At 62.1% G+C, this 19996-nt stretch carries 17 protein-coding genes; 10 read left to right on the forward strand and 7 right to left on the reverse strand.

What is annotated here, in order from left to right; translation table 11 throughout:
• Nucleotides 1-294 precede the first annotated feature (294 nt).
• Entirely contained in the window at nt 295-1062 is a 768-nt protein-coding gene (locus QWZ03_RS00870) for an AraC family transcriptional regulator (protein WP_290330997.1), read from the forward strand.
• 85 nt (nt 1063-1147) lie between these two features.
• Here the strand turns inward: QWZ03_RS00870 and typA are convergent, their stop codons facing one another.
• A complete protein-coding gene (typA, locus tag QWZ03_RS00875; protein WP_290330998.1) occupies nt 1148-2965 on the reverse strand; it encodes a translational GTPase TypA in 1818 nt (605 codons plus the stop codon).
• A gap of 432 nt (nt 2966-3397) precedes the next feature.
• Here typA and QWZ03_RS00880 point away from each other — a divergent pair, with 432 nt between their 5' ends.
• The 4 genes from QWZ03_RS00880 (at nt 3398) to QWZ03_RS00895 (ending at nt 9618) form a co-directional block, all read left to right on the forward strand.
• Nucleotides 3398-5188, forward strand: a complete 1791-nt coding sequence (locus QWZ03_RS00880) for a DEAD/DEAH box helicase (RefSeq protein WP_290330999.1) — start codon at nt 3398-3400, stop codon at nt 5186-5188.
• Nucleotides 5189-5410: 222 nt separating this feature from the next.
• Entirely contained in the window at nt 5411-6976 is a 1566-nt protein-coding gene (locus QWZ03_RS00885) for a methyl-accepting chemotaxis protein (protein ID WP_290331000.1), read from the forward strand.
• Between the two features lie 169 nt (nt 6977-7145).
• Entirely contained in the window at nt 7146-7763 is a 618-nt protein-coding gene (locus tag QWZ03_RS00890) for a tetratricopeptide repeat protein (protein ID WP_290331001.1), read from the forward strand.
• Between the two features lie 235 nt (nt 7764-7998).
• Complete coding sequence (locus tag QWZ03_RS00895; protein WP_290331002.1) at nt 7999-9618, forward strand: methyl-accepting chemotaxis protein; 1620 nt, start codon at nt 7999-8001, stop codon at nt 9616-9618.
• A 39-nt stretch (nt 9619-9657) separates the two neighbouring features.
• Here QWZ03_RS00895 and QWZ03_RS00900 read toward each other — a convergent pair whose 3' ends face one another.
• The 5 genes from QWZ03_RS00900 to QWZ03_RS00920 form a co-directional block, all read right to left on the reverse strand.
• Nucleotides 9658-11109 (reverse strand): hypothetical protein, encoded by a 1452-nt coding sequence (locus tag QWZ03_RS00900; protein WP_290331003.1) that lies wholly within the window; start codon nt 11107-11109, stop codon nt 9658-9660.
• Between the two features lie 66 nt (nt 11110-11175).
• Nucleotides 11176-11949 (reverse strand): substrate-binding periplasmic protein, encoded by a 774-nt coding sequence (locus QWZ03_RS00905; protein WP_290331004.1) that lies wholly within the window; start codon nt 11947-11949, stop codon nt 11176-11178.
• An 8-nt stretch (nt 11950-11957) separates the two neighbouring features.
• Nucleotides 11958-12809 (reverse strand): alpha/beta fold hydrolase, encoded by an 852-nt coding sequence (locus tag QWZ03_RS00910; RefSeq protein ID WP_290331005.1) that lies wholly within the window; start codon nt 12807-12809, stop codon nt 11958-11960.
• A 177-nt stretch (nt 12810-12986) separates the two neighbouring features.
• Nucleotides 12987-13280, reverse strand: a complete 294-nt coding sequence (locus tag QWZ03_RS00915; RefSeq protein WP_290331006.1) for a hypothetical protein — start codon at nt 13278-13280, stop codon at nt 12987-12989.
• Between the two features lie 207 nt (nt 13281-13487).
• A complete protein-coding gene (locus QWZ03_RS00920; RefSeq protein ID WP_290331007.1) occupies nt 13488-14594 on the reverse strand; it encodes an NADH:flavin oxidoreductase/NADH oxidase in 1107 nt (368 codons plus the stop codon).
• A gap of 229 nt (nt 14595-14823) precedes the next feature.
• Between QWZ03_RS00920 and rarD the strand changes: the two genes are divergently transcribed.
• The gene (gene rarD, locus QWZ03_RS00925) at nt 14824-15702 is read left to right on the forward strand and encodes an EamA family transporter RarD (protein WP_284197824.1); all 879 of its coding nucleotides are present in this window, start codon (nt 14824-14826) and stop codon (nt 15700-15702) included.
• Between the two features lie 149 nt (nt 15703-15851).
• Here rarD and QWZ03_RS00930 read toward each other — a convergent pair whose 3' ends face one another.
• The gene (locus QWZ03_RS00930) at nt 15852-16700 is read right to left on the reverse strand and encodes a substrate-binding periplasmic protein (RefSeq protein WP_290331008.1); all 849 of its coding nucleotides are present in this window, start codon (nt 16698-16700) and stop codon (nt 15852-15854) included.
• Between the two features lie 167 nt (nt 16701-16867).
• Between QWZ03_RS00930 and QWZ03_RS00935 the strand changes: the two genes are divergently transcribed.
• From QWZ03_RS00935 to QWZ03_RS00950, 4 genes are all read left to right on the forward strand, one after another.
• Nucleotides 16868-17350 (forward strand): SRPBCC family protein, encoded by a 483-nt coding sequence (locus QWZ03_RS00935; protein ID WP_290331009.1) that lies wholly within the window; start codon nt 16868-16870, stop codon nt 17348-17350.
• A 23-nt stretch (nt 17351-17373) separates the two neighbouring features.
• Entirely contained in the window at nt 17374-17805 is a 432-nt protein-coding gene (gene trxC, locus QWZ03_RS00940; RefSeq protein ID WP_290331010.1) for a thioredoxin TrxC, read from the forward strand.
• Nucleotides 17806-18389: 584 nt separating this feature from the next.
• Nucleotides 18390-19784 carry a DEAD/DEAH box helicase gene (locus QWZ03_RS00945; protein ID WP_290331012.1) on the forward strand — a complete coding sequence of 465 codons (1395 nt, stop codon included), beginning with the start codon at nt 18390-18392 and terminating at the stop codon, nt 19782-19784.
• A gap of 9 nt (nt 19785-19793) precedes the next feature.
• A complete protein-coding gene (locus tag QWZ03_RS00950; protein ID WP_284197828.1) occupies nt 19794-19955 on the forward strand; it encodes a hypothetical protein in 162 nt (53 codons plus the stop codon).
• Nucleotides 19956-19996 lie beyond the last annotated feature (41 nt).

Raw genomic sequence — 19996 nt, forward strand, 5'->3', positions numbered from 1 at the left:
TTGCTACAAAAGCAATGCGGGCGGTTCGCCCGTATTGATCAAAATATGCAAATAGCATATTTTAGAGCATTTGCACCATGCAGGGTACTACCAGAAACCATTGCCACCAAGGTTGGCGGGCGATATGGGCGCAATACCGTGGGCATCCCAAGCCCCGTACCACGTCCGCCCTCGTTTGCCAGGGCATGGTGGCGGTGACTGGCATTGCCTCGTTTGGCTGGCAAGCCCACGCCTGCGCTGCACGGACACCTGATACCGCTCGCGGCCGATCATTCGGCCCCAGGGAGTTGCCCCATGTTTGCAACCAGTACTTTGGCCGCACAACGGCCCTACATCGTCCAGCAACTGAGCGATGTACTGTTCGTCGAGTCCTTGTTCGAGCGCCTCCCCGACGTGGTGTTCTCGGTCAAGGACACACAAGGCCGCTATCTCGCCATGAGTAGCGCCTGCGTGGCGCGCTGCCGCTTGCGGCATAAGCAGGATGCCATAGGCCGCACCGCTCACGACCTGTTCCCCAGCCACATGGCCCAGCGCTATTGCGAGCAGGACGCTGTTGTCTTTGCGGCAGGCAGACCCATCGTCGACAGCCTGGACCTGACGCTCTACAACGATGGCAAGAGCGGCTGGTGCATCTCCAACAAACAACCCATACACAACGCCAGCGGCACCCTGCTGGGCCTGGTCTGCATCTCCAAGGACCTCACCGAGCTAAGCCGTGATGGTTTGATAGACGCAGGCTTTGCCCGCGTGGTGGACTACATCCAGGCGCACTACGCCCGCCATCTCAATCTGCAGGAACTGGCCGATGTGGCCGGCTTGTCCATAGCCCAGCTGGACAGGCGGATGAAACGGGTATTCCAGACCAGCACCGGTGAGTTTGTCCGCCGTACCCGGCTGGAAGCCGCCCTGTACGCCATCCGCGAAACCACCATACCGATTGCCGATATTGCCGTGGATACCGGCTTCTTCGACCAAAGCGCCCTGCACAAGCAATGCAAGCTGGCCACGGGGCTCAGCCCCAGGCAACTTAGGCTGCAACACTGCCGCGACAGCGCCGACTGAAGCAGCATCTCAAGAACTTGTTCAAAAGACGCAAGACATAAAAAAACGGCAACCCTCAGGTTGCCGTTTTTTTGCTCTGCTGCAATCAGCCTTCCGAAGCACGCTGGGCGCGCTTGCGATCATGCTCATTCAGGTGGCGCTTGCGGATACGAATGCTCACCGGGGTGATTTCCACCAGTTCGTCGTCGTCGATGAACTCCACGGCCGATTCCAGCGTCAGCTTGATCGGGGTGGTCAGGCGCACAGCCTCATCGGTACCCGAGGCACGCACGTTGGTCAGCTGCTTGCCCTTGATCGGGTTCACGATCAGATCGTTGTCGCGGCTATGGATGCCGATGATCATGCCTTCATACAGCTTGTCGCCAGGGCTCACGAACATGCGGCCGCGGTCTTCCAGCTTCCACAGTGCATAGGCCACGGCTTCGCCGTCATCCTGCGAGATCAGAACGCCATTGTGACGGCCAGGCATATCAGGCTTGGTCGGAGCGTAGTCGTCAAACACGTGGCTCATCAGGCCGGTACCACGGGTCATGGTCATGAAGTCGGACTGGAAGCCGATCAGGCCACGGGCAGGAATATGGTATTCCAGGCGGGTACGACCCTGGCCATCGCTTTCCATATTGGTCAGTTCGCCACGGCGACGACCGATTTCTTCCATGATGCCGCCCTGGTGGCTGTCTTCCAGGTCGATGGTCAGGTTTTCATACGGCTCGCACTTCACGCCGTTGATTTCCTTGTACACCACGCGCGGCTTGGCCACGGCCATTTCGAAGCCTTCGCGACGCATGCTTTCCAGCAGGATGGTCAGGTGCAGTTCGCCGCGACCGGAGACACGGAAGATATCCGCATCGCTGGTGTCTTCAACACGCAGCGCCACATTGGTCAGCAGTTCCTTGTTCAGGCGGTCGCGAATCTGGCGGCTGGTCACGAACTTGCCTTCAGTGCCGGCCAACGGCGAGGTATTCACCATGAAGTCCATGGTCAGGGTGGGCTCGTCCACACCCAGGACCGGCAGACCTACCGGGGATTCCTTGTCACAGATGGTGACGCCAATACCGATATCGTCCAGACCGGAGATGATAATGATGTCGCCAGCCTCGGCCGACTCCACAGGCACCCGCTCCAGGCCCTGGAAACCCAGCACTTGGTTGATGCGGCCGGAAGCCACCTGCTCTTCATGGTTCATCACCACGACTTGCTGGCCCGGCTTGATGCGGCCGTTGATCACGCGTCCTACGCCCAGGCGACCGGTATAGGTGGAGTAATCCAGTGCGGCCAGCTGCAGTTGCAGCGGTGCATCAGGGTTGCCCGGCGGGGTGGGCACGTGCTTGAGCACGGTCTCGAACAGGGGGCGCATATTGTCCGAGGTTTCATCCAGGTTCAGCTTGGCGAAACCGTTCAGGCCCGACGCGTAGATGATGGGGAAGTCGAGCTGCTCGTCGGTCGCACCCAGGCGGTCGAACAGGTCGAAGGTCTGGTCCAGCACCCAATCAGGGCGCGCACCGGGACGGTCCACCTTATTGATCACCACGATGGGGCGCAGGCCCAGGGCCAATGCCTTCTTGGTCACGAAGCGGGTTTGCGGCATGGGGCCTTCGACGGCATCCACCAGCAGCAGTACGCCGTCCACCATGCCCAGCACCCGCTCAACCTCGCCACCGAAGTCGGCGTGGCCGGGGGTGTCGACGATATTGATATGCGTGCCTTCGAAATCGATGGCAGTGTTCTTGGCCAGAATCGTGATGCCGCGCTCTTTTTCAAGATCGTTGCTGTCCATCACGCGTTCGTCGACCTGCTGGTTTTCACGGAAGGTGCCCGATTGGCGCAGCAATTGGTCCACCAGCGTGGTCTTGCCATGGTCAACGTGGGCGATGATAGCGATGTTACGTAATGCGCGGCTCATAAGAGAAACCTGTCAATTTCGATTCTGGAAACGAAGCATTTTAGCATGCCGATCTTTCTGCAACGCACAAAGTATTTGATTTTTTCTTTTGTTTTCAGCATACTGCGCCCCGTTGCATCAAAACACGGTGCACGATCATCGATACCTGACCTCCGCGCCGTTGCAGTTTCAACGTTTTGGCGCTCTTTCGGTTAGCGTCGATGTGGCGCTGCCGATCCGCATATCAGCCTAAGTTCGGGCCCTGCCGATCTCAGCTTTGTCAGCCTGGAAAACCAGGCTAGTAAACCAATTACGAATCTACGCGCATGCCGCGCCGGACGGGTTTTAGCCTGTCGGCCCATAATACGGGGCTTGTTTAGTCGTGGCGTCTGTGCTCGGGTTCGTTCGCTTTCCGATTAATTGTTATCGGCAAGCACCACCTAGGAAACCGCTTTGACACAAGTCACCTTCGCCGACCTCGGCCTTGCCCAGCCTATTCTTGACACCCTCGTTACCTCTGGCTACACCGAACCCACGCCAGTCCAAGCAGCTGCCATTCCCCTGCTGCTGCAACGTCGCGATGTCATGGCTTCGGCAGCCACCGGCACAGGCAAGACCGCAGCCTTCATGCTGCCTGCACTGAACTTCCTGACCGAAAAAACCGAACGCCCCGGCAAGGGCCCACGCATTCTGGTGCTGTCGCCCACCCGTGAACTGGCTGCCCAGATCAAGAGCGCTGCCGAAACCTATGGCAAGCAGATCCGCCACGCCAAGGTTGTCAGCGTCGTGGGCGGCATGCCTTACCCGCTGCAGATCAAGCTGCTGTCCAGCCCCGTCGAAATCCTGGTCGCCACCCCTGGCCGCCTGATCGACCTGATGGACCGTGGCCGTATCGACCTGGGCCGTCTTGAAATGCTGGTACTGGACGAAGCCGACCGCATGCTGGATCTGGGCTTCCGCGACGATATCGCCCATATCGCCACCAAGCTGCCCAAGGAGCGCGTCACCGCCCTGTTCTCGGCCACGCTGGATGGCGATATCGCCACCATCGCCCAGTCTTTGCTGACCGACCCACAGCGCATTGAAATTGCCCCGCCGCCCAAGCGCCAGGAACAGATCGTCGAAAAGCTGCACTACGCTGACGACATCACCCACAAGGCCAAGCTGCTGGACCGCATCCTGGAAGACGAAGCCGTCGGCCAGGCCATCATCTTCATCGCCACCAAGCTGGATGCCGCTGACCTTGCCGACCGCCTGCTGGGCCAAGGCAAGAAGGCCGCCGCCCTGCACGGCGACATGCCGCAGCGCGAGCGTACCCGTACCCTGGCCCGCCTGAAGAAGGGCGAGATCGATGTGCTGGTCGCCACCGACGTCGCCGCCCGTGGTATTGACGTGGCCGGCATCACCCACGTGGTGAACTTCGACCTGCCCAAGTTTGCCGAAGACTACGTCCACCGTATTGGCCGTACCGGCCGCGCTGGCCGTGACGGTATTGCCATCTCCTTCGCTGCCAAGCACGAAGTGCCTGCCCTGCGTCGCATCGAGAAGTTTGTTGGCCGCAAGTTCAATCCGTATCAGTTGGAAGGCCTCGAAGCCCGCTTCGAGCCACGCCCCAGCAACGGTGGCAGCCGCTTCGGCAGCCGTGATGGCGCCGGTGCCCGCAACAAGTTCAGCGACAAGCCGCGTGATGGTGGCAAGCGCTTTGACGAGCGCAAGCCCGCCGGCGAAGGCCGCAGCTACGGCGATCGCAAGCCTTTCGGCGAAAAGACCTACGGCGAGCGCAAGGCCTACGGCGACCGCCCTGCCGGTGATCGTCCCGCTGGTGACCGCAAGCCCTACGGCGATCGCCCCGCTGGTGATCGCAAGCCTTTCGGTGACCGCCCTGCCGGTGATCGCGACAGCTACGGCAACCGCAAGCCTGCTGGCGAAGGCCGCAGCTTCAGCGACCGCAAGCCTTACGGCGACCGTGACAACATCGGCAACCGTGACAACGCTGGCAATCGCGCCCCCCGCACCAGCCGTGCAGACTTCAAGGGCCTGGAAACCGATGCCACCGTGTACTCGGAACAACCCCGCCTGACCCTGCACAGCCCGCTGGATGGTGGCAACCGCAAGCCGGGCAACCGCGGTGGCAATGGCAACGGCAAGCCATCGTTCAACCGTGGCGGTGGTGACAACCGTGGCAATGTTGCACCCAAGCGCCCCGGTGGTCGTCCGTCCTTCAGCAACCGCGACTTCGACTAAGTCGTCGCCTTGCGCCAAGTAAAAAAACCGCTCTCAGGAGCGGTTTTTTTACGCCCACGCACCGCAACTCAGCGGGCCGTGCACTATGCTGATTCAAGTACTTACAAAAGGTGGCGGCGCCTCCAGGCTCGCCCACCGAATCTGCGTCCAGGGCGCAGGGTGCCCATGCCATGCATACCAGGCAGCAGTCGGGACAACCTTGCTCTGGTGCAAGGGGGAAGCATGGATGCGATCGCCGTACAGCAGCAGGCCCATCTGGCCATGCCGGGCAAGGCTCATCAACGCAGATGGGGGCTCAAGCAGGGTCTCTACCTGTTCTTTGCGGTCCTGATACTCGGTCAGAGCGCGCTGGCCTGGCTAGCCTGGCATAGTGCCAGCCGGCTGATGATAGGCGGCACCAGCTACCAACAGATCATCAACGCCAAGGATCTGGTGGCCGATATCCTGCCGCCGCCGGCTTACCTGATCGAGGTGCATATGCTGGCACATGATCTGGCAGCCAACCCCAGCCCTGTGACGCAACAGCGGTTACGGCGGGAGATGGCGCGCTATGTCGACCGCATGCGCCACTGGCGCAATAGTCCTCTGCCGCCCGAGGTACTGCACACCTTGCTGACTCAGGCTGAGCCCGCAGGCCATCATTACCTGACGCAACTGGAATCCCGCTACCTGCCCGCCCTTGCCAGCCAGGATGCCACCCTGATTGCCAGCAGCCGGGCTGCGCTGGACAGGCTGTTCCTGATACATCGTGCAGGCATAGACGCCCAGGTGAATGCCGCCCGGAACTATCTGCAGACACAGGAGCAGTCTGCCGCAGCCGGCATACAACAGGGCAAGCTGCGAATACTGCTGCTGTACGGACTCAGCATGCTGATCCTGCTTGCGGCTGCATGGTTGGGCTGGCGACGGTTGGAACAGCTGCTGGGCGGCGAGCCCAATGCAGCCCGTCAGGCCATACGGCGGCTGGCGCGTGGTGATCTGGCGCAGGCGACCGCCATCAAGCCACACGACAGTAGCAGCCTGCTGGCCGAGCAGGAGCACATGCGCCAGCATCTGCTGGTGGTGCTTAAGGAGATACAGCAAGGCAGCCTGGCCCTGGAAGCGCATGCTGCCGAGATCGCCAGCAGCACCGAAGCCATGCGCCAGCAAAGTGACAGGTTGGCACAGGGCATAGGCCAGACACACGCGTCACTGGAACAAATACGCTTTGGCATCAGCCACACCCGCCAGAGCGCGGTGGCCAGCGCCAACCTGACCGAGGCAGCCCGCCTGCGTACCCGCCATGGCATAGAGCTGGCCATGACCGCCAGCAGTGAAATGCGCCAGATCGCACAATTGCTGAAGCTGGTGGATGACATTGCCTACCAGACCAATATGCTGGCGCTCAACGCCACCATCGAAGCTGCCCGTGCCGGCCTGCATGGCCGTGGCTTTGCCGTGGTTGCCAACGAGGTGCGCAAGCTGGCCCAGCGTAGCCAGACAGCTGCCTCCGAGGTAAGCGGCATTACCGATCGCATACAGAAAATAGCCGACGAAGCCGTAGAGGAGTTCGGCGAACTGGATCGCGCCGTGGATGAAGCCGCCCTGCGGGCCAGCGAGGTGGCGCAGGCCACCGAGCTGCAGGCAGCAGGTACGCGCCATATCGATGAGGCGCTCACGGGCTTTGCACAAGCCGCCCAAGGCGACAGCGCGGCGGCCGAAGAGCTGGCTACCACAGCCGAGGAAATGAGCAGGCTGGCCGAAAGCCTGCGCCAGCGCTTGGCTTACTTCCGCCTACCGGCAGGCTGACCCGGCACACGCCGCTTGCACCGCGTCAGAATCAGGCTGTATGAACGACCCAGGTTTGCGACGAAACCACGCTTAGCGTCTGTTCAGGCGTGCGCAGCCGGCAGGGGGCTTATCCCCGGCGCCAGATAGCGCGGGCCGTCCACCGCGCGCTGACTATGCGAGGTTGTCCATGACACATTTTAGGCTTGCACTGTACTTGCTCAGCGCCACCACCCTGGCAGACCCCATAGACGAGGCCTATGCCGCTTATGCACGCGGCGACAAGCCTGTCGCCCTGCAGCGCTACCGCCAATTGGCTGAGCAGGGCCACGCCCTGGCACAGTTCAACTACGCCATGATGCTGCGGCGGGGTGAGGCCGGGCAAACCCAGGAGGACTGGCTGGTCTGGTTAGAGAAGGCGGCCACCGGCGGCGTGATGAATGCCAACTATGTATTGGGTCTGGCCTATGAGCGTGGCGATGGCGTGCCGGTATCGCAAGTACTGGCGACGCGCTGGTTCAAGCTGGCGGCCGAGCAAGGCCATACCGAGGCGCAACTCGACCTGGGCACCCAGTACTTCCTGGGGCGTGGCGCACCCAAGGATTACACCGAGGCAGCACGCTGGTATGAGAAAGCCGCAGAGGGCGGCAATATGGGCGCGCAGTACCTGATTGCCTCCATGTACGAGCATGGCGACGGCAAGCCGGTCGATATCGCCCAGGCCTTGATGTGGTACACCGCTGCCGCGCGCCAGGGCGACCCTGCCGCCAAACTCAAGGCCGAGGTGCTGGCCCGCAGCCGTCCCTGACTGCCCTACCCACCACACCAGCAAGTCCCAGCGGCCCAGATGCGGGCACTGCCCGCAACGTCTGCATGGCACCGCCACGGTGGCCAACATGCCCGGCGAGCCGGTATCGCCACCTGGAGACATGGATTAAATTCCATGACAAGGATATATTGTTTAGAAAGCTAGCACGCATAAGGCTTAGCGGATCGGGAGGAAACCCTGACGTACAAGACAGACAAACAACAGGAGTACCACCATGACCCTGCGAGCCAAGCTGATTGTTCTTGTCACCGGACTTCTGGTCATGATGCTGGGTTTGGGCATCAACAACCTCACCCGGCTGGCCAGCACCAATGCCGCCTTTGCCACCACCTATAAAGACCGCGTCGTCCCACTGGATCAGCTCAAGGTGGTTGCCGACATGTATGCGGTCAATATCGTGGATACCACCCACAAAGCCAATCACCAGACCATCACCGCAGCAGCTGCGCGTACTGCCGTCGCCGAAGCCAACAAGCAGATTAGGGCAAACTGGCAGGCCTACGCCGCGACCGAGCTCACTGCGGAAGAAAAGCAGCTGGTCGCCGAGGCTGAAACCGCCATGAAGGCTGCCGACATGGCAGTGGCCAAGCTCGATCAGCTGCTGGCTGCGGGCGACACCACCGGGCTTGATGCCTTCGCACGCACCGACCTCTATCCGGCCATAGACCCGATATCAGGTAGCATATCCAAGCTGGTTGAGCTGCAATTGAAAGAGGCACGCAAGAACTTTAGCTCTGCCCAGGACGACTACGCCCAGACACGGATGGTGACCTGGATTACCTTGCTGGCCGCCATGGTGATTGCAGGGGGTGTTTCGGCCTGGTTACTGAATGGCATGAACCGCAAGATCGGCACGCTGCGTGAAACCCTGCGGCAGGCTCGCGACAAGCGCGACCTGACCTTACGGGTACCGGTAACCGCCAACGACGAGATAGACAGCATCGCCCGCGCCTACAACACCCTGGCCGACAATATGCAAACCCTGGTGCAGGCCGTGGCCAAGGCGGTGGACACCGTCAATCACGAAGCCGAACAACTGGCCAACACCACCCAGCAGGTGGCCCTGGCATCCAACGCAGGTTCCGAGGCCACCAGCGCCATGGCCGCGGCGGTGGAGCAGGTCACCGTCAGCATTGCCCATGTGGCGGACAACGCCCACGAGGCCCATGAGCTGGGTGCCACCAGCCGGCAGCAAGCAGCTAGCGGCGCAGACCAGATACGTGCCACAGTAAGCCATATGCAGGCAATAGACCGCGCCGTGGCCGAGGCCGCAGGCAAGGTGACCACCCTGGGTCAGGACGCCCAGCGCATCACCTCGGTCGTCAGCGTCATCAAGGATGTGGCCGACCAAACCAACCTGCTGGCGCTCAACGCCGCCATCGAAGCCGCCCGAGCCGGCGAGCAAGGGCGTGGCTTTGCCGTGGTGGCCGATGAAGTGCGCAAACTGGCCGAGCGCACAGCCAATGCCACCATCGATATCCAGCAGATGGTGACCCAGATAGGCGGTAACAGCGAACAGGCTGTCGGCGCAATGAACACCACGGTGGAGCGGGCCCATGAATGTGCCGAACTGGCCAGCCGCGCCGGGCTGTCCATCGCCGCCATCACCGAGGGGGTGGATGCCAGCGAACAGGCTGTCGCCAACATTGCCGAGTCGCTGAACGAGCACAAGGCCGGTACCCAGCAGATAGCGCAACAGGTGGAGAAGGTCGCTCAGATCAGCGAAGAAAACACCGCCGCCGTGGCCGCCATGAACCAAACGGCCAGCATGCTAGGCCGGCTGACCCATGAGCTCTGCGGCGAGGTCAACCAGTTCCGCTACGATGCCCGCTGAAGACCTGCGGCGCACTGGAAACGGGAAGCCGGGGGCCTGCTACACCTGTCGGCAACGGTAGCACCAGAGCGCCGGCCCCAGTGGCTCCGGGGCGGCGGGCACCAGAGTCAGGCTACTCTCCCCCAGTTCGGCCTGGCATGGCAGGTCGGTGGCCAGCCAGTCGTGATCAAGCAGCACGATGGCCTCGTAACCATTGGCTGGTCCCGGTTGCAGATAGAGCGCCCGCTGGCCATCGCCCGTTACCGGAATCAACCGTATGGCCTGTGCCTCCTGCCCTAGCCAGCGCGCCGTGACAAACAACAAGCCGTCGGCCTGGGGCAGGCTGCGTACCGGCCGCGCCAGCCACCACCCTCGCCCTGGCATCTGCAGGGCCAGCAAGCCAGAGGCCAGCAGCGCGGCACTATCACTGGGCAACAACAGGCCCACACCGTTCTCGTCTATGTCCTCCACCTGGGCGCGGCGCAGGTAAGGGTCGTTCTCCAGCATGCGCTCGTTCTTCTGGCCCAACAGGCCACGTATGCGCAGGAAATCAAAGGCAGTCTGCAACTGTCCCAAGCGGGAGGCGACAATATTGGGACAACGCCCGCTACGCGCCACCCAGCCATGCACCAGTTTGTCGAACACCTCGGGCTGGGCATTGGTGGGCAGCCAATCGAGCAGGCCGCCCGTCTGCAGCACCGACTGTGCATAACGCGCCTGCTGCGCCACCGCCTCCAGCCCAAAGCACAGTGCGGGTGATGCTGCACTGGGCCCACCCCAACCCACCAGGCGGCTGGCCTCATTGGCATCAGGGTCCATGACCAGGGGCGTGGAGCGGTGAAAATCCGGGGCAACAAAGACATGGCCGGCGAGCTGCCGGCAACAACGCGCAGCCAATGCCACCTCATGGCCGTCCACCACGGCAAAGGCATCATGGCTCAGCAGCAGATAGGCCAGGGCACGGGCCGGTTCATCCTTGCTGTCGCCGATATGGCTGCCCAATACCCCGTGCCGCACCAGCGCCAGATAGATGTCCACCGGTCCCGCCCAGATCACTGCCGCCTGTTGCGGGTCGTACAGCGCCCTGGCCGTGTGGGCCAGACCCAACCAATGCAGATATCCGGCAGCCCAGTCACGCAGGTCACCGATACGTCCGGTGCCCTTCTGCAATTGCACCGTCTCGCGTACCGCCTCGATATAGCTGGCATTGGCCAGTTGGTCGGCCAGCAAGGCCAGGCGCTTGCCGGTCATGTCGCGTCGTACCGGATTGTCCTTGTTGGTCGCCAGTTCCTCCAGTGCCTGATCAGCCCATTGCCGTGCCGTAGGATCCAGCGCGTCTATCAACTTGCGGGCCGCCGGGCCGCTGGGGGATGCCGCCATACCCTCGCGCAAGGCTTCCGCCAGGCCATCCAGCGCCGCAATCACGGGCTGGCCTGGCAAGCGCTCCAGAATCAGGCGCAACTCACGTATGGGTGTGTCGGTCTGGAAAATCGGTAGCAGGCGGTCAAACATGGGGCAAGTCTACTCAGGGATGGATAGTATTCTCAGGCTTGGACGCCTTCAGGTACAGGGTAGTTATCAACAACGGCGGGCTTTTTTGCAGGCCGCCAGAAAAGCCGTTTCATAGCGTTCCAGAATAGCCTTTGTTTCGCCAGCGTCCACCATGGCAGCAAGTGCCTGCTCCAGGCGGCCGCGCTCATCCTGCCACGGCGAGGTCCGTGACATCGAGACATAGCGCATGACCTTGTTGGGCCGCACCCACTCCGCCGCTTTGACCCGGCCGGCAAACTGTGGGTTCTGCAGGAAGGTGGCGGCGACATTGGCGCCGGCCGGTACCACATCCACCCGGCCAGCCACCAGCTTGCGGAAATTGGTCATCAGGTCAGGTGCTTCATCCTTCTTGAGCTTGTTGTCGCCATCGAATTCATCAAAGTAATGCAGCCCCCGTATCACGCCCAGGCGCAGGGGATACAGATCCTCGTACTTCCTTACCTTGCGCTTGTCATCACGGCGCAGAAAGAAATAGGTGGGCGACCCCGCCGCATAGGGTGGCTCCAGCAGCACCATCATGGGTTCACGCTCTGCCGTCATGGCCAGGCCCATGGTGACATCAGCCGTCCCTTCCTGCAGCATGCGCAGGCAACGCACCAAGGGGCACTCTACGATCTCCAGCTTGACCTTGAGGCGCTCGGCCAAGCGCGCCATGATCTCCACATGGGAGCCGGCATAGCCCGTCGGTGTCACTTCCATATAAGGGGGTAGCGGGCGCAGGGCAAATATCAGCTTGTCCGGCGCAGCCCAGGTGGTAGCCGGTCCCAGCAAACACAGCAGCGCTACCCATAGGCGCGACATCGCCAGCCCTATTCTGCCTTCAAGAAACTGCTTGCCACGGCAATCTGGTCTTCCTGCAGAAAGGTGGGGGCATGCCCTACCCCTTCAAAATCCACCCACGCCGCCTTCGGCCCCCGCTCGCTCATGGCACAGGCAGTATCCACGCTGAGTAGATCCGACTGGGCCCCACGGGTCAGCAGAACAGGGCAGCGGATATTGTCATACAACGGCCAGAGATTGACGTCATCGCCAGCCGCCTTCTGAAACGGTATGGCGATACCGGGGTCGTAGTTCAAGCGCCAACCGTTGCCGTCCGGCTTTAGCATCACCTCGGTAAGAAAAGCCCACTGCGCGTCGCTGTGCGGGCCAAAAGGCGCCGATACCGCACGTATATACGCCTCTGCCGCCGCCCGCGAGGGCATGGCCGGCGCCTTGCCGACGTATTCGCCGATGCGCGCCAGGGCGCTTGCCGCCAGCACCGGGCCCACATCATTGAGCAGCAGCCGGCGTATGGGCGTACCCGGCATGGCCGCCAGTATCATGCCTATCAACCCGCCCATGGAGGTGCCCACCCAATGCACGGTAGCTACATTGAGCCGGGCTATCAGCACCAGCATGTCCTGCACATAGAGCGGCACCTGGTAGCCCATGGGGTCTCGCAACCAATCGCTTTCCCCCCTGCCCACCACATCGGGTGCCACCACCCGAAAATCGCCAGCCAGCGCATTGGCCAGGCTTTCAAAATCCCGCCCATTGCGGGTCAAGCCGTGTGCGCAGACCACCACCCGTGGATTGGCCGCATCACCCCACTCCCGATAGGCCATACGGTATACGCCCGTTTCGCGGCCAACCAGCACATGGGCAAGTCGAGGTGCTGACATGCGTGTCTCCTGCGAGTCATCTGTATGGGGGATACTCAGTTATAGGCTGGAGACACGGCCCTGCGGGGAAATAATGGCCGTGAGGAATGCACAGGATAGGCACGCCAAGCGGTGTGCGGCGATAGGCGCCACGGCGACCCGTCGTGGCCGGCTCTCCCGCTGGCGAGGCGGCGGGTTTTAGCTACGCATGGCCCTGATGGCAAAGGCTATCGCAGCAATCAGCCCTATCAGGTAGGCATTGCTGAGCTTGAAACGCCGGTCGAGCAGCTTGAGCACCAACCCACCGGCCACACACCATGCCGGCACCATCACAAACTGCTGGAACAGGCCGTAAGCCGCAGCCTGCAGCAGCTCGCCGGAGAACCCGCCAAACAGGGGCTTGAGCGCCAGTGCTAGATTGATCAGCACCAAGCCTATCACCACGGCACGCGGCACTGGCATATCCAGCGCTGGCTTATCCTCTGCCTGCATCAATGCCCCCTCGCTATCTGACCATCCCGCCGTAGCCCTGCTTGGACAATATTGCCCAGGGAGCCCGTCAGCCGCTTGTCTGCAACGTCCTGCGTGATCTGATGCAACGCAGGTACGTCCTCTCGGCATAGGTGGTACAGCACGGCACGCGTGCCGGGATCGGGGGTCTGGTGCATAAGCGGCAACTCTCTGGGCAAGGCCGCCATTCTACCCCTGCGCGTAGTCGGCCGTGGCACGGGCCGTGCTGCCCTGCGGCGCAGCGCGCAAGTATTGGGCAGGCCACGCTGCAGGCAAGCCCAGACTGGCCGCTGCGTGCAAGGGCCAATACGGATCACGCAGCAGTTGCCGCCCCAACAACACCAGATCAGCCCGCCCCTGCGCCAATATGGCCTCTGCCTGGGCTGCGTCGGTAATCATGCCGACCGCGCCGCTGGTCAAGCCCGCCTCACGCCGTACCCGTGCCGCAAAGTCCACCTGGTAGCCCGGCCCTACCGGTATCTGCGGTGCCAATGCACTGCCGCCCGACGATACGTCGAGCATATCCACGCCCAGGTGTTTCAGCCTGGCAGCCAGGGCCACAGTCTCATCGGCGCTCCAGCCACCCTCCACCCAGTCGGTGGCAGAAACCCGCACCAGCAGGGGCAAACCATCGGGCCAGACACCCCGCACCGCCTCCACCGTCTCCAGCAGCAAGCGAATCCGGTTTTCGAAGCGGCCACCGTAGCCATCGATACGGTGGTTGCTCAATGGCGACAGGAACTGGTGCAGCAGGTAGCCATGGGCCGCATGCACCTCGGCCACCTGGAAGCCAGCCGCCAGGGCGCGTCGGGCAGCATCGGCAAAGGCCTGGGGAATGGCAGCCAACCCTGCTGCATCAAGTGCCTGGGGTTGCGGATAGTTATCTGCAAAGGCCAGCTCGCTTGGCCCTACGACGGTCCACCCGCCTTGATCCAGCGGTACGGCACCGCTGCCCGACCAGGGCCGGTAGCAGCTCGCCTTGCGCCCCGCATGTGCCAGCTGTATGCCAGCCACCGCCCCTTGCGAGCGGATAAATCGGGTAATCCGCGCCAGCGGCGCGATATGGTCATCCGACCAGATGCCAAGATCCTGCGGACTGATACGCCCTTCCGGCAGCACGGCAGTGGCCTCGCTGATGATCAGACCGGCGCCGCCAGCAGCATAGGTTCCCAGATGCACCAGATGCCAATCATTGGCCATGCCCTCATGGGCCGAATACTGGCACATGGGCGATACGGCAATGCGGTTGGGCAGGGTCAGTTCGCGCAGGGTCAATGGTTGAAACAGACAGGACATGGATACGCTCCGGTGTGGATAGAGGTGATGCGCCGCATTCTGCGCGGCGCCCGATCAAGACTCAATCGAGGTTTTCTCGGCCACCATTGAATCTGGCTCAGCAATCGCACTGTCAACAATTGGCAGGGCGCAGCCACCATGACAGTGCACAAGGGTGTCACCTGGCTGTCACGTGTAGGCAGCAGCCATAGGGCGCATCATTCCGCCTCACACTGGGGAGTTTCATTCCATGCAGACCGGCATACTCTACGCCGCCGCAGCCTATTTCATCTGGGGCTTGCTGCCGCTCTACCTCAAGGCCATCAAGCATGTGCCTGCAATGGAAATCCTCATGCACCGCATGGTCTGGTCGCTGGTGTTCCTTGCCATCGTGCTGGCTGTCCGCAAGCACTGGAGCTGGCTCAAGCCCGCCCTGCAGGACAAGCGCGTGGTCGGTCGCTTCATCGCCAGCGCTGCCATACTTTCCATCAACTGGTTCATCTATATCTGGGCGGTGAATGACGGCCGCGTGGTGGATGCCAGCCTGGGCTATTTCATCAACCCGCTGGTCAACGTGATGTTGGGCTATTTTCTGCTGCATGAACGGCTGCGGCCAGGCCAATGGGGCGCCATTGCCGTGGCGGCCGCGGGTGTGGTGTGGCTGACAGTACAGGCCGGACAGTTGCCCTGGATAGGCCTGCTGCTGGCCGCCAGCTTCGGTACCTATGGCCTGCTGCGCAAGACGGCCCCCTTGGGCGCACTGGAAGGACTGTCGCTGGAAACCCTGCTACTGACACCGTTTGCACTGGCCTGGCTGGGTTGGCTGGCATCACAGGGGCAGAGCGGCTTCGTCAATGGCGATAGCAGCACCCATGCCCTGCTGCTGGCGGCCGGCCCCATCACCGCCATACCGCTGCTGCTTTTCGCCGCCGGCGCTCGCCGTATTCCCCTGTCGCTGCTGGGGCTGCTGCAGTACATAGGCCCTACCCTGCAGATGGCTCTAGGCGTCTTCCTCTGGCACGAACCGTTCGGCACCGGCAAGTTGATCGGTTTTGCCGTGATCTGGTCGGCACTGGCGCTCTATACGCTGGAAGGCTACTGGAACAGCCGGCAGGTGCGCCTGGCTTGAGGGCTTGAGCCTACCTTGAAGTAGCAAGCGATATCGTAAAGGCACGTGCTACCCAGGCACCCGGGGAACCCGGGTGCTAACCCTTGCGGCAGCTCAAGCAGCGGCTCCACCTTGATCGATTCCCACCCCTACCCCCGCTATTCGCCCACTCAGTTATCGCCAGGCCGATACCACAGTTCTGGCCGGTCCAGCGGCGTCTCTTTGGGCAACAAGGGGTTTGCCAGCTCCACCACCTGCCGGTTCGCGACATTAAGCTCCAGCAGCAAAGGGGCGTAGTAGCGCTGGAACAGCGCCTGCAATTTCCCTTCACGCACGGCTTTCTCCAGCCCCCGTTCCAGGTCTAGCGCCAGCTTTTGCCTATCCCGGCTGACAAAGAAGTACAAAGCCGTGGGGTAGCGGATCAGCAAACGTGGCTCAATGGCCAGCCCCATGCCAGGATGGCTGCGCAGCTCATCGCGTATCTCGATCACCGAGCGGGGAAAGTAGTCGAAGCGCCCGGCCGCCAGCATCCTGAACAGCCCCTCGTACTGGTCGCTAGCCTCAACCGGCAGGCCATTGTGGCGCAGGATGGCCGTATCCGGCCAATCATGCATCTGGCCGGCACTGAACTGCCGCAGATCGCCCAGGTCGCGCACACCCGACAGCAGCTTCAGCCTGTCCTGCTTGAGCAAGGCGATACGCCAGCCTATCAAACCCCGATCAACCGGTATCCGTATGGGTAGGAGCTCGCGTTCGCGCTCCGCGCTGGTCATGGTCCAGACCAGGTCCAAGAGGCCAGAGTTGCGCCGTATTTCGTCCAGCGCCCGGCTTTGCACCATATGCATCTTGCTGGGCTGCACCTGATAACGACTACCACTCTCCACTATGGCCAGCTTCAACACCGCCACCATATAGCGCAGATGCGGGTCCTCCTCGCCCTGGTGCCGCAGGTACACCAGCGGCTGGGCACAGGCCACGCCCAGCCAGCACAATAGCGCCGCCAGCATGTACCGTCGCATGGTCTGCCTCCTTGGGGTGATTTGATAGCACTATAGCCATGGGGCGGCAGCAACCCGCTGCCAATGCGACCGGCGTCAGACTGGGCACAGGCGCCGGTCACTACCATCGCCCTGACGCAACTGGAAGTTGCCCTATAATCGGGCATCCATCTGCCGGGCAGCACACCATGCATTACGAACATATCGTCCAGATCAACGACGCCAACGACCCCTTACTCTCGGTCATCAGCCGCAACCAGCTTTGGCGAGGCCTGCTGCGCCGGGTAGAAAAACCGGAAGAGTTTCTGGTCGGGGTCGAATCGGTAACCATCACGGCACGTGGCGACGGCTGGCTCAAGCGCGATATGCAGCTGGGGCCGCTACGGGTAGAGGATCACATCACACTGGAAAACGAAGTCCGTATCCATTTCGATACCGCGCCCAGTGCGCAGCATCAAGGCGGCAGCTTTACCATGACCATAGAGGAGCCCAATCCGGGCGCCCTGTTCGTGCGCTTCAGCTACCAGACTGCGCTGCCCGAAACTGGCCCGCAGGATACCGATGCCGGCGACGCCTACTTTGCCGACTATGTGAAGTCGGCCTATCGTGATACCGATATCGATGCCATACGCTGGATACGGGAGCTGGTCGAGACAGGCCAGTTGGATTGATTGACGCCAAGGGAGAACACAATATGCATCTAGCCTGCCCGTATTGCGGCGCCACCAACCGTATACCCGATGAGCGCCTGGACGATGGCCCCAGTTGCGGCAAATGCAAACAGCCGCTGATGGCGGCCGAGCCCGTGGACATCAGTGATGCCAACCTGCCGGGGTTTCTGGCCAACACCGAGCTGCCCGTGCTGATCGACTTCTGGGCCGCCTGGTGTGGCCCATGCCAGATGATGGCGCCCCATTTTGAAGAAGCTGCACGGCAGCAGCCACGCATACGCTTTGCCAAGGTGGACAGCGATGCGGCCCCTGCCGCCAGCCGCTATTTCGGCATACGCAGCATCCCCACCTTGCTGTTGATGTATCAGGGCCAGGAGATCGCCCGCCAAAGCGGCGTGATGAGCGCGCCACAACTGCTGGCCTGGGTGGATAGCCAACTGGCAAACAAGCCGTAGAGGGCAGCGCCAGGCGCGCGGCGAAAAGACATTGAACAGGCTCTCAGCCCATATAAAAAAGCCGCGCGGTACGCACCGTCGCGGCTTTTTTGTCGGAACCCCTGCTGACGCAGGACACGACGCCCTGATGGGATGGACCCAATCGGGCTTAACGTCGGAATAGGTAGATTAACCAACCCATAATAACGCTCCTTTCACTTTCGGCATCCCGTCACAAGTCGTGAGACCTGGGCGGTAGCTGTACGCGGGCGGTTGCAACCCTTGCCTTATTTCACTGACAACCACCGGCCACAGGCACATAGCTAATGTGAAACTTCGCCTGCTCCGGCCCACGGCACCCCAACGGCGCCGCGCTTTGATTATGCCTTGTCAAGCATAACAAACTGATTTTACAGGATTGTTGCAAAACAGCAAAGTGCAGATTGTACCAAGCTGGTATACTGGCGCCGCCGGATACGCTCCAGTCTTCGTATCCGCTCAGGTCTTCACCGCTCTTGGTGCCCTGCACTCCCGCTGTATACCCTTCGTCATCCGCCGCAGACTGGCGCTCCATCGCGGAGCCAGGCCGATGCCCCGGAGTTTCCATGTCTTTTGCTGATCTCGGCCTGTCCGACGATATCGTTCGCGCCGTTACCGAACTCGGTTACACCGAGCCCACCCCCATCCAGCTGCAGGCCATCCCTGCCGTACTGACAGGCCGTGACCTGCTGGCAGGCGCCCAGACTGGCACCGGCAAGACCGCCGGCTTTACCCTACCCATCCTGCACCGCTTGGCCAACCGCGCCGCCAAGGGCCCTTCCACTGGCCGCCCACCGGTACGCGCACTGATACTGACTCCCACCCGCGAGCTGGCAGCACAGGTGGAAGAGTCCGTGCGTAACTACGGCAAATACCTCAAGCTAACGTCCATGACCATGTTCGGGGGCGTCAGCATCAACCCGCAGATCAAGCAGCTCCGCAGCCGGGTCGACATCCTGGTCGCCACGCCTGGCCGACTGCTGGACCACGTGCAGCAAGGTACGCTGGATCTCTCCAAGGTCGAGATCCTGGTACTGGATGAAGCCGACCGCATGCTGGACATGGGCTTTATCCGCGATATCAAGAAGATACTGTCGCTGCTGCCGCGCGAACGGCAGAACCTGCTGTTCTCGGCCACCTTCTCCGACGAGATCAAGGCACTGGCAGACAGCCTGCTGCAATCGCCAGAGCTGATCGAGGTGGCGCGCCGCAACGCCACCGCCGATACCATCGCGCAGAAGATCTACCCCGTAGACCGCGACAAGAAGCGCCAGTTGCTGGCGCACCTGATCAAGGAACACAACTGGTTCCAGGTGCTGGTCTTCACCCGCACCAAGCATGGCGCCAACCGCCTGGCAGAGCAGCTGGACAAGGATGGCATCAGCGCCCTGGCCATCCACGGCAACAAGAGCCAGGGTGCACGCACCCGTGCGCTCAGTGAATTCAAGGATGGCACCCTGCAGGTGCTGGTGGCCACCGATATCGCCGCCCGCGGCATCGATATCGATCAGCTACCCCATGTGGTGAACTACGAGCTGCCCAACGTGCCCGAAGACTATGTGCACCGCATCGGCCGCACCGGCCGTGCCGGCGCCGAGGGCGAGGCCGTGTCGCTGGTCTGCGTGGATGAGAAGAAGCTGCTGGCCGATATCGAGCGTGTGATCAAGCGCGAGATACCGCGCGAGATCGTACCGGGTTTCGAGCCCGATCCCCATGCCAAGCCCGAACCCATCCAGCAGCGCTCCGGCGGCGGTGGCCGTCAGGGTCAAGGCCAGGGGCGCGGCCGCAGTGGTGGTGGTGGTGGCGGTCAACCACGCCAGCCCCAAGGCAGTGGCAGCGGCAAGCCCGCTGGCAGCCAAGGCCAGGGCAAGACCCAGTCGCGCCAACCGGTAGCCCAGGCGGGCAACCATAATAGCCGGGGGCCAGGCGTAGGCCGCCGCCCTACCGGCCGTCATCACTGAGGATAAAGCATGAAGAAAGTTGAACTGGAAAAGCTGCGCGGCTTGAAGATCAACACCAAGCTGGCCAAGAGCGACGTACCCGATCGTTTCGGCAAGGCCTCGGGCGGCCAGGCGGCTGCCCCAGAACCCAAGGGCCTGCTGGGTGCACTACTGAAGAAGGCGCCCAAGTAGGCTGCACGCGGCAAAGCAGAAAGCCGGCACCTTGTGCCGGC

Source organism: Chitinimonas viridis, assembly GCF_030409555.1.
Classification (GTDB): domain Bacteria; phylum Pseudomonadota; class Gammaproteobacteria; order Burkholderiales; family Chitinimonadaceae; genus Chitinimonas; species Chitinimonas viridis.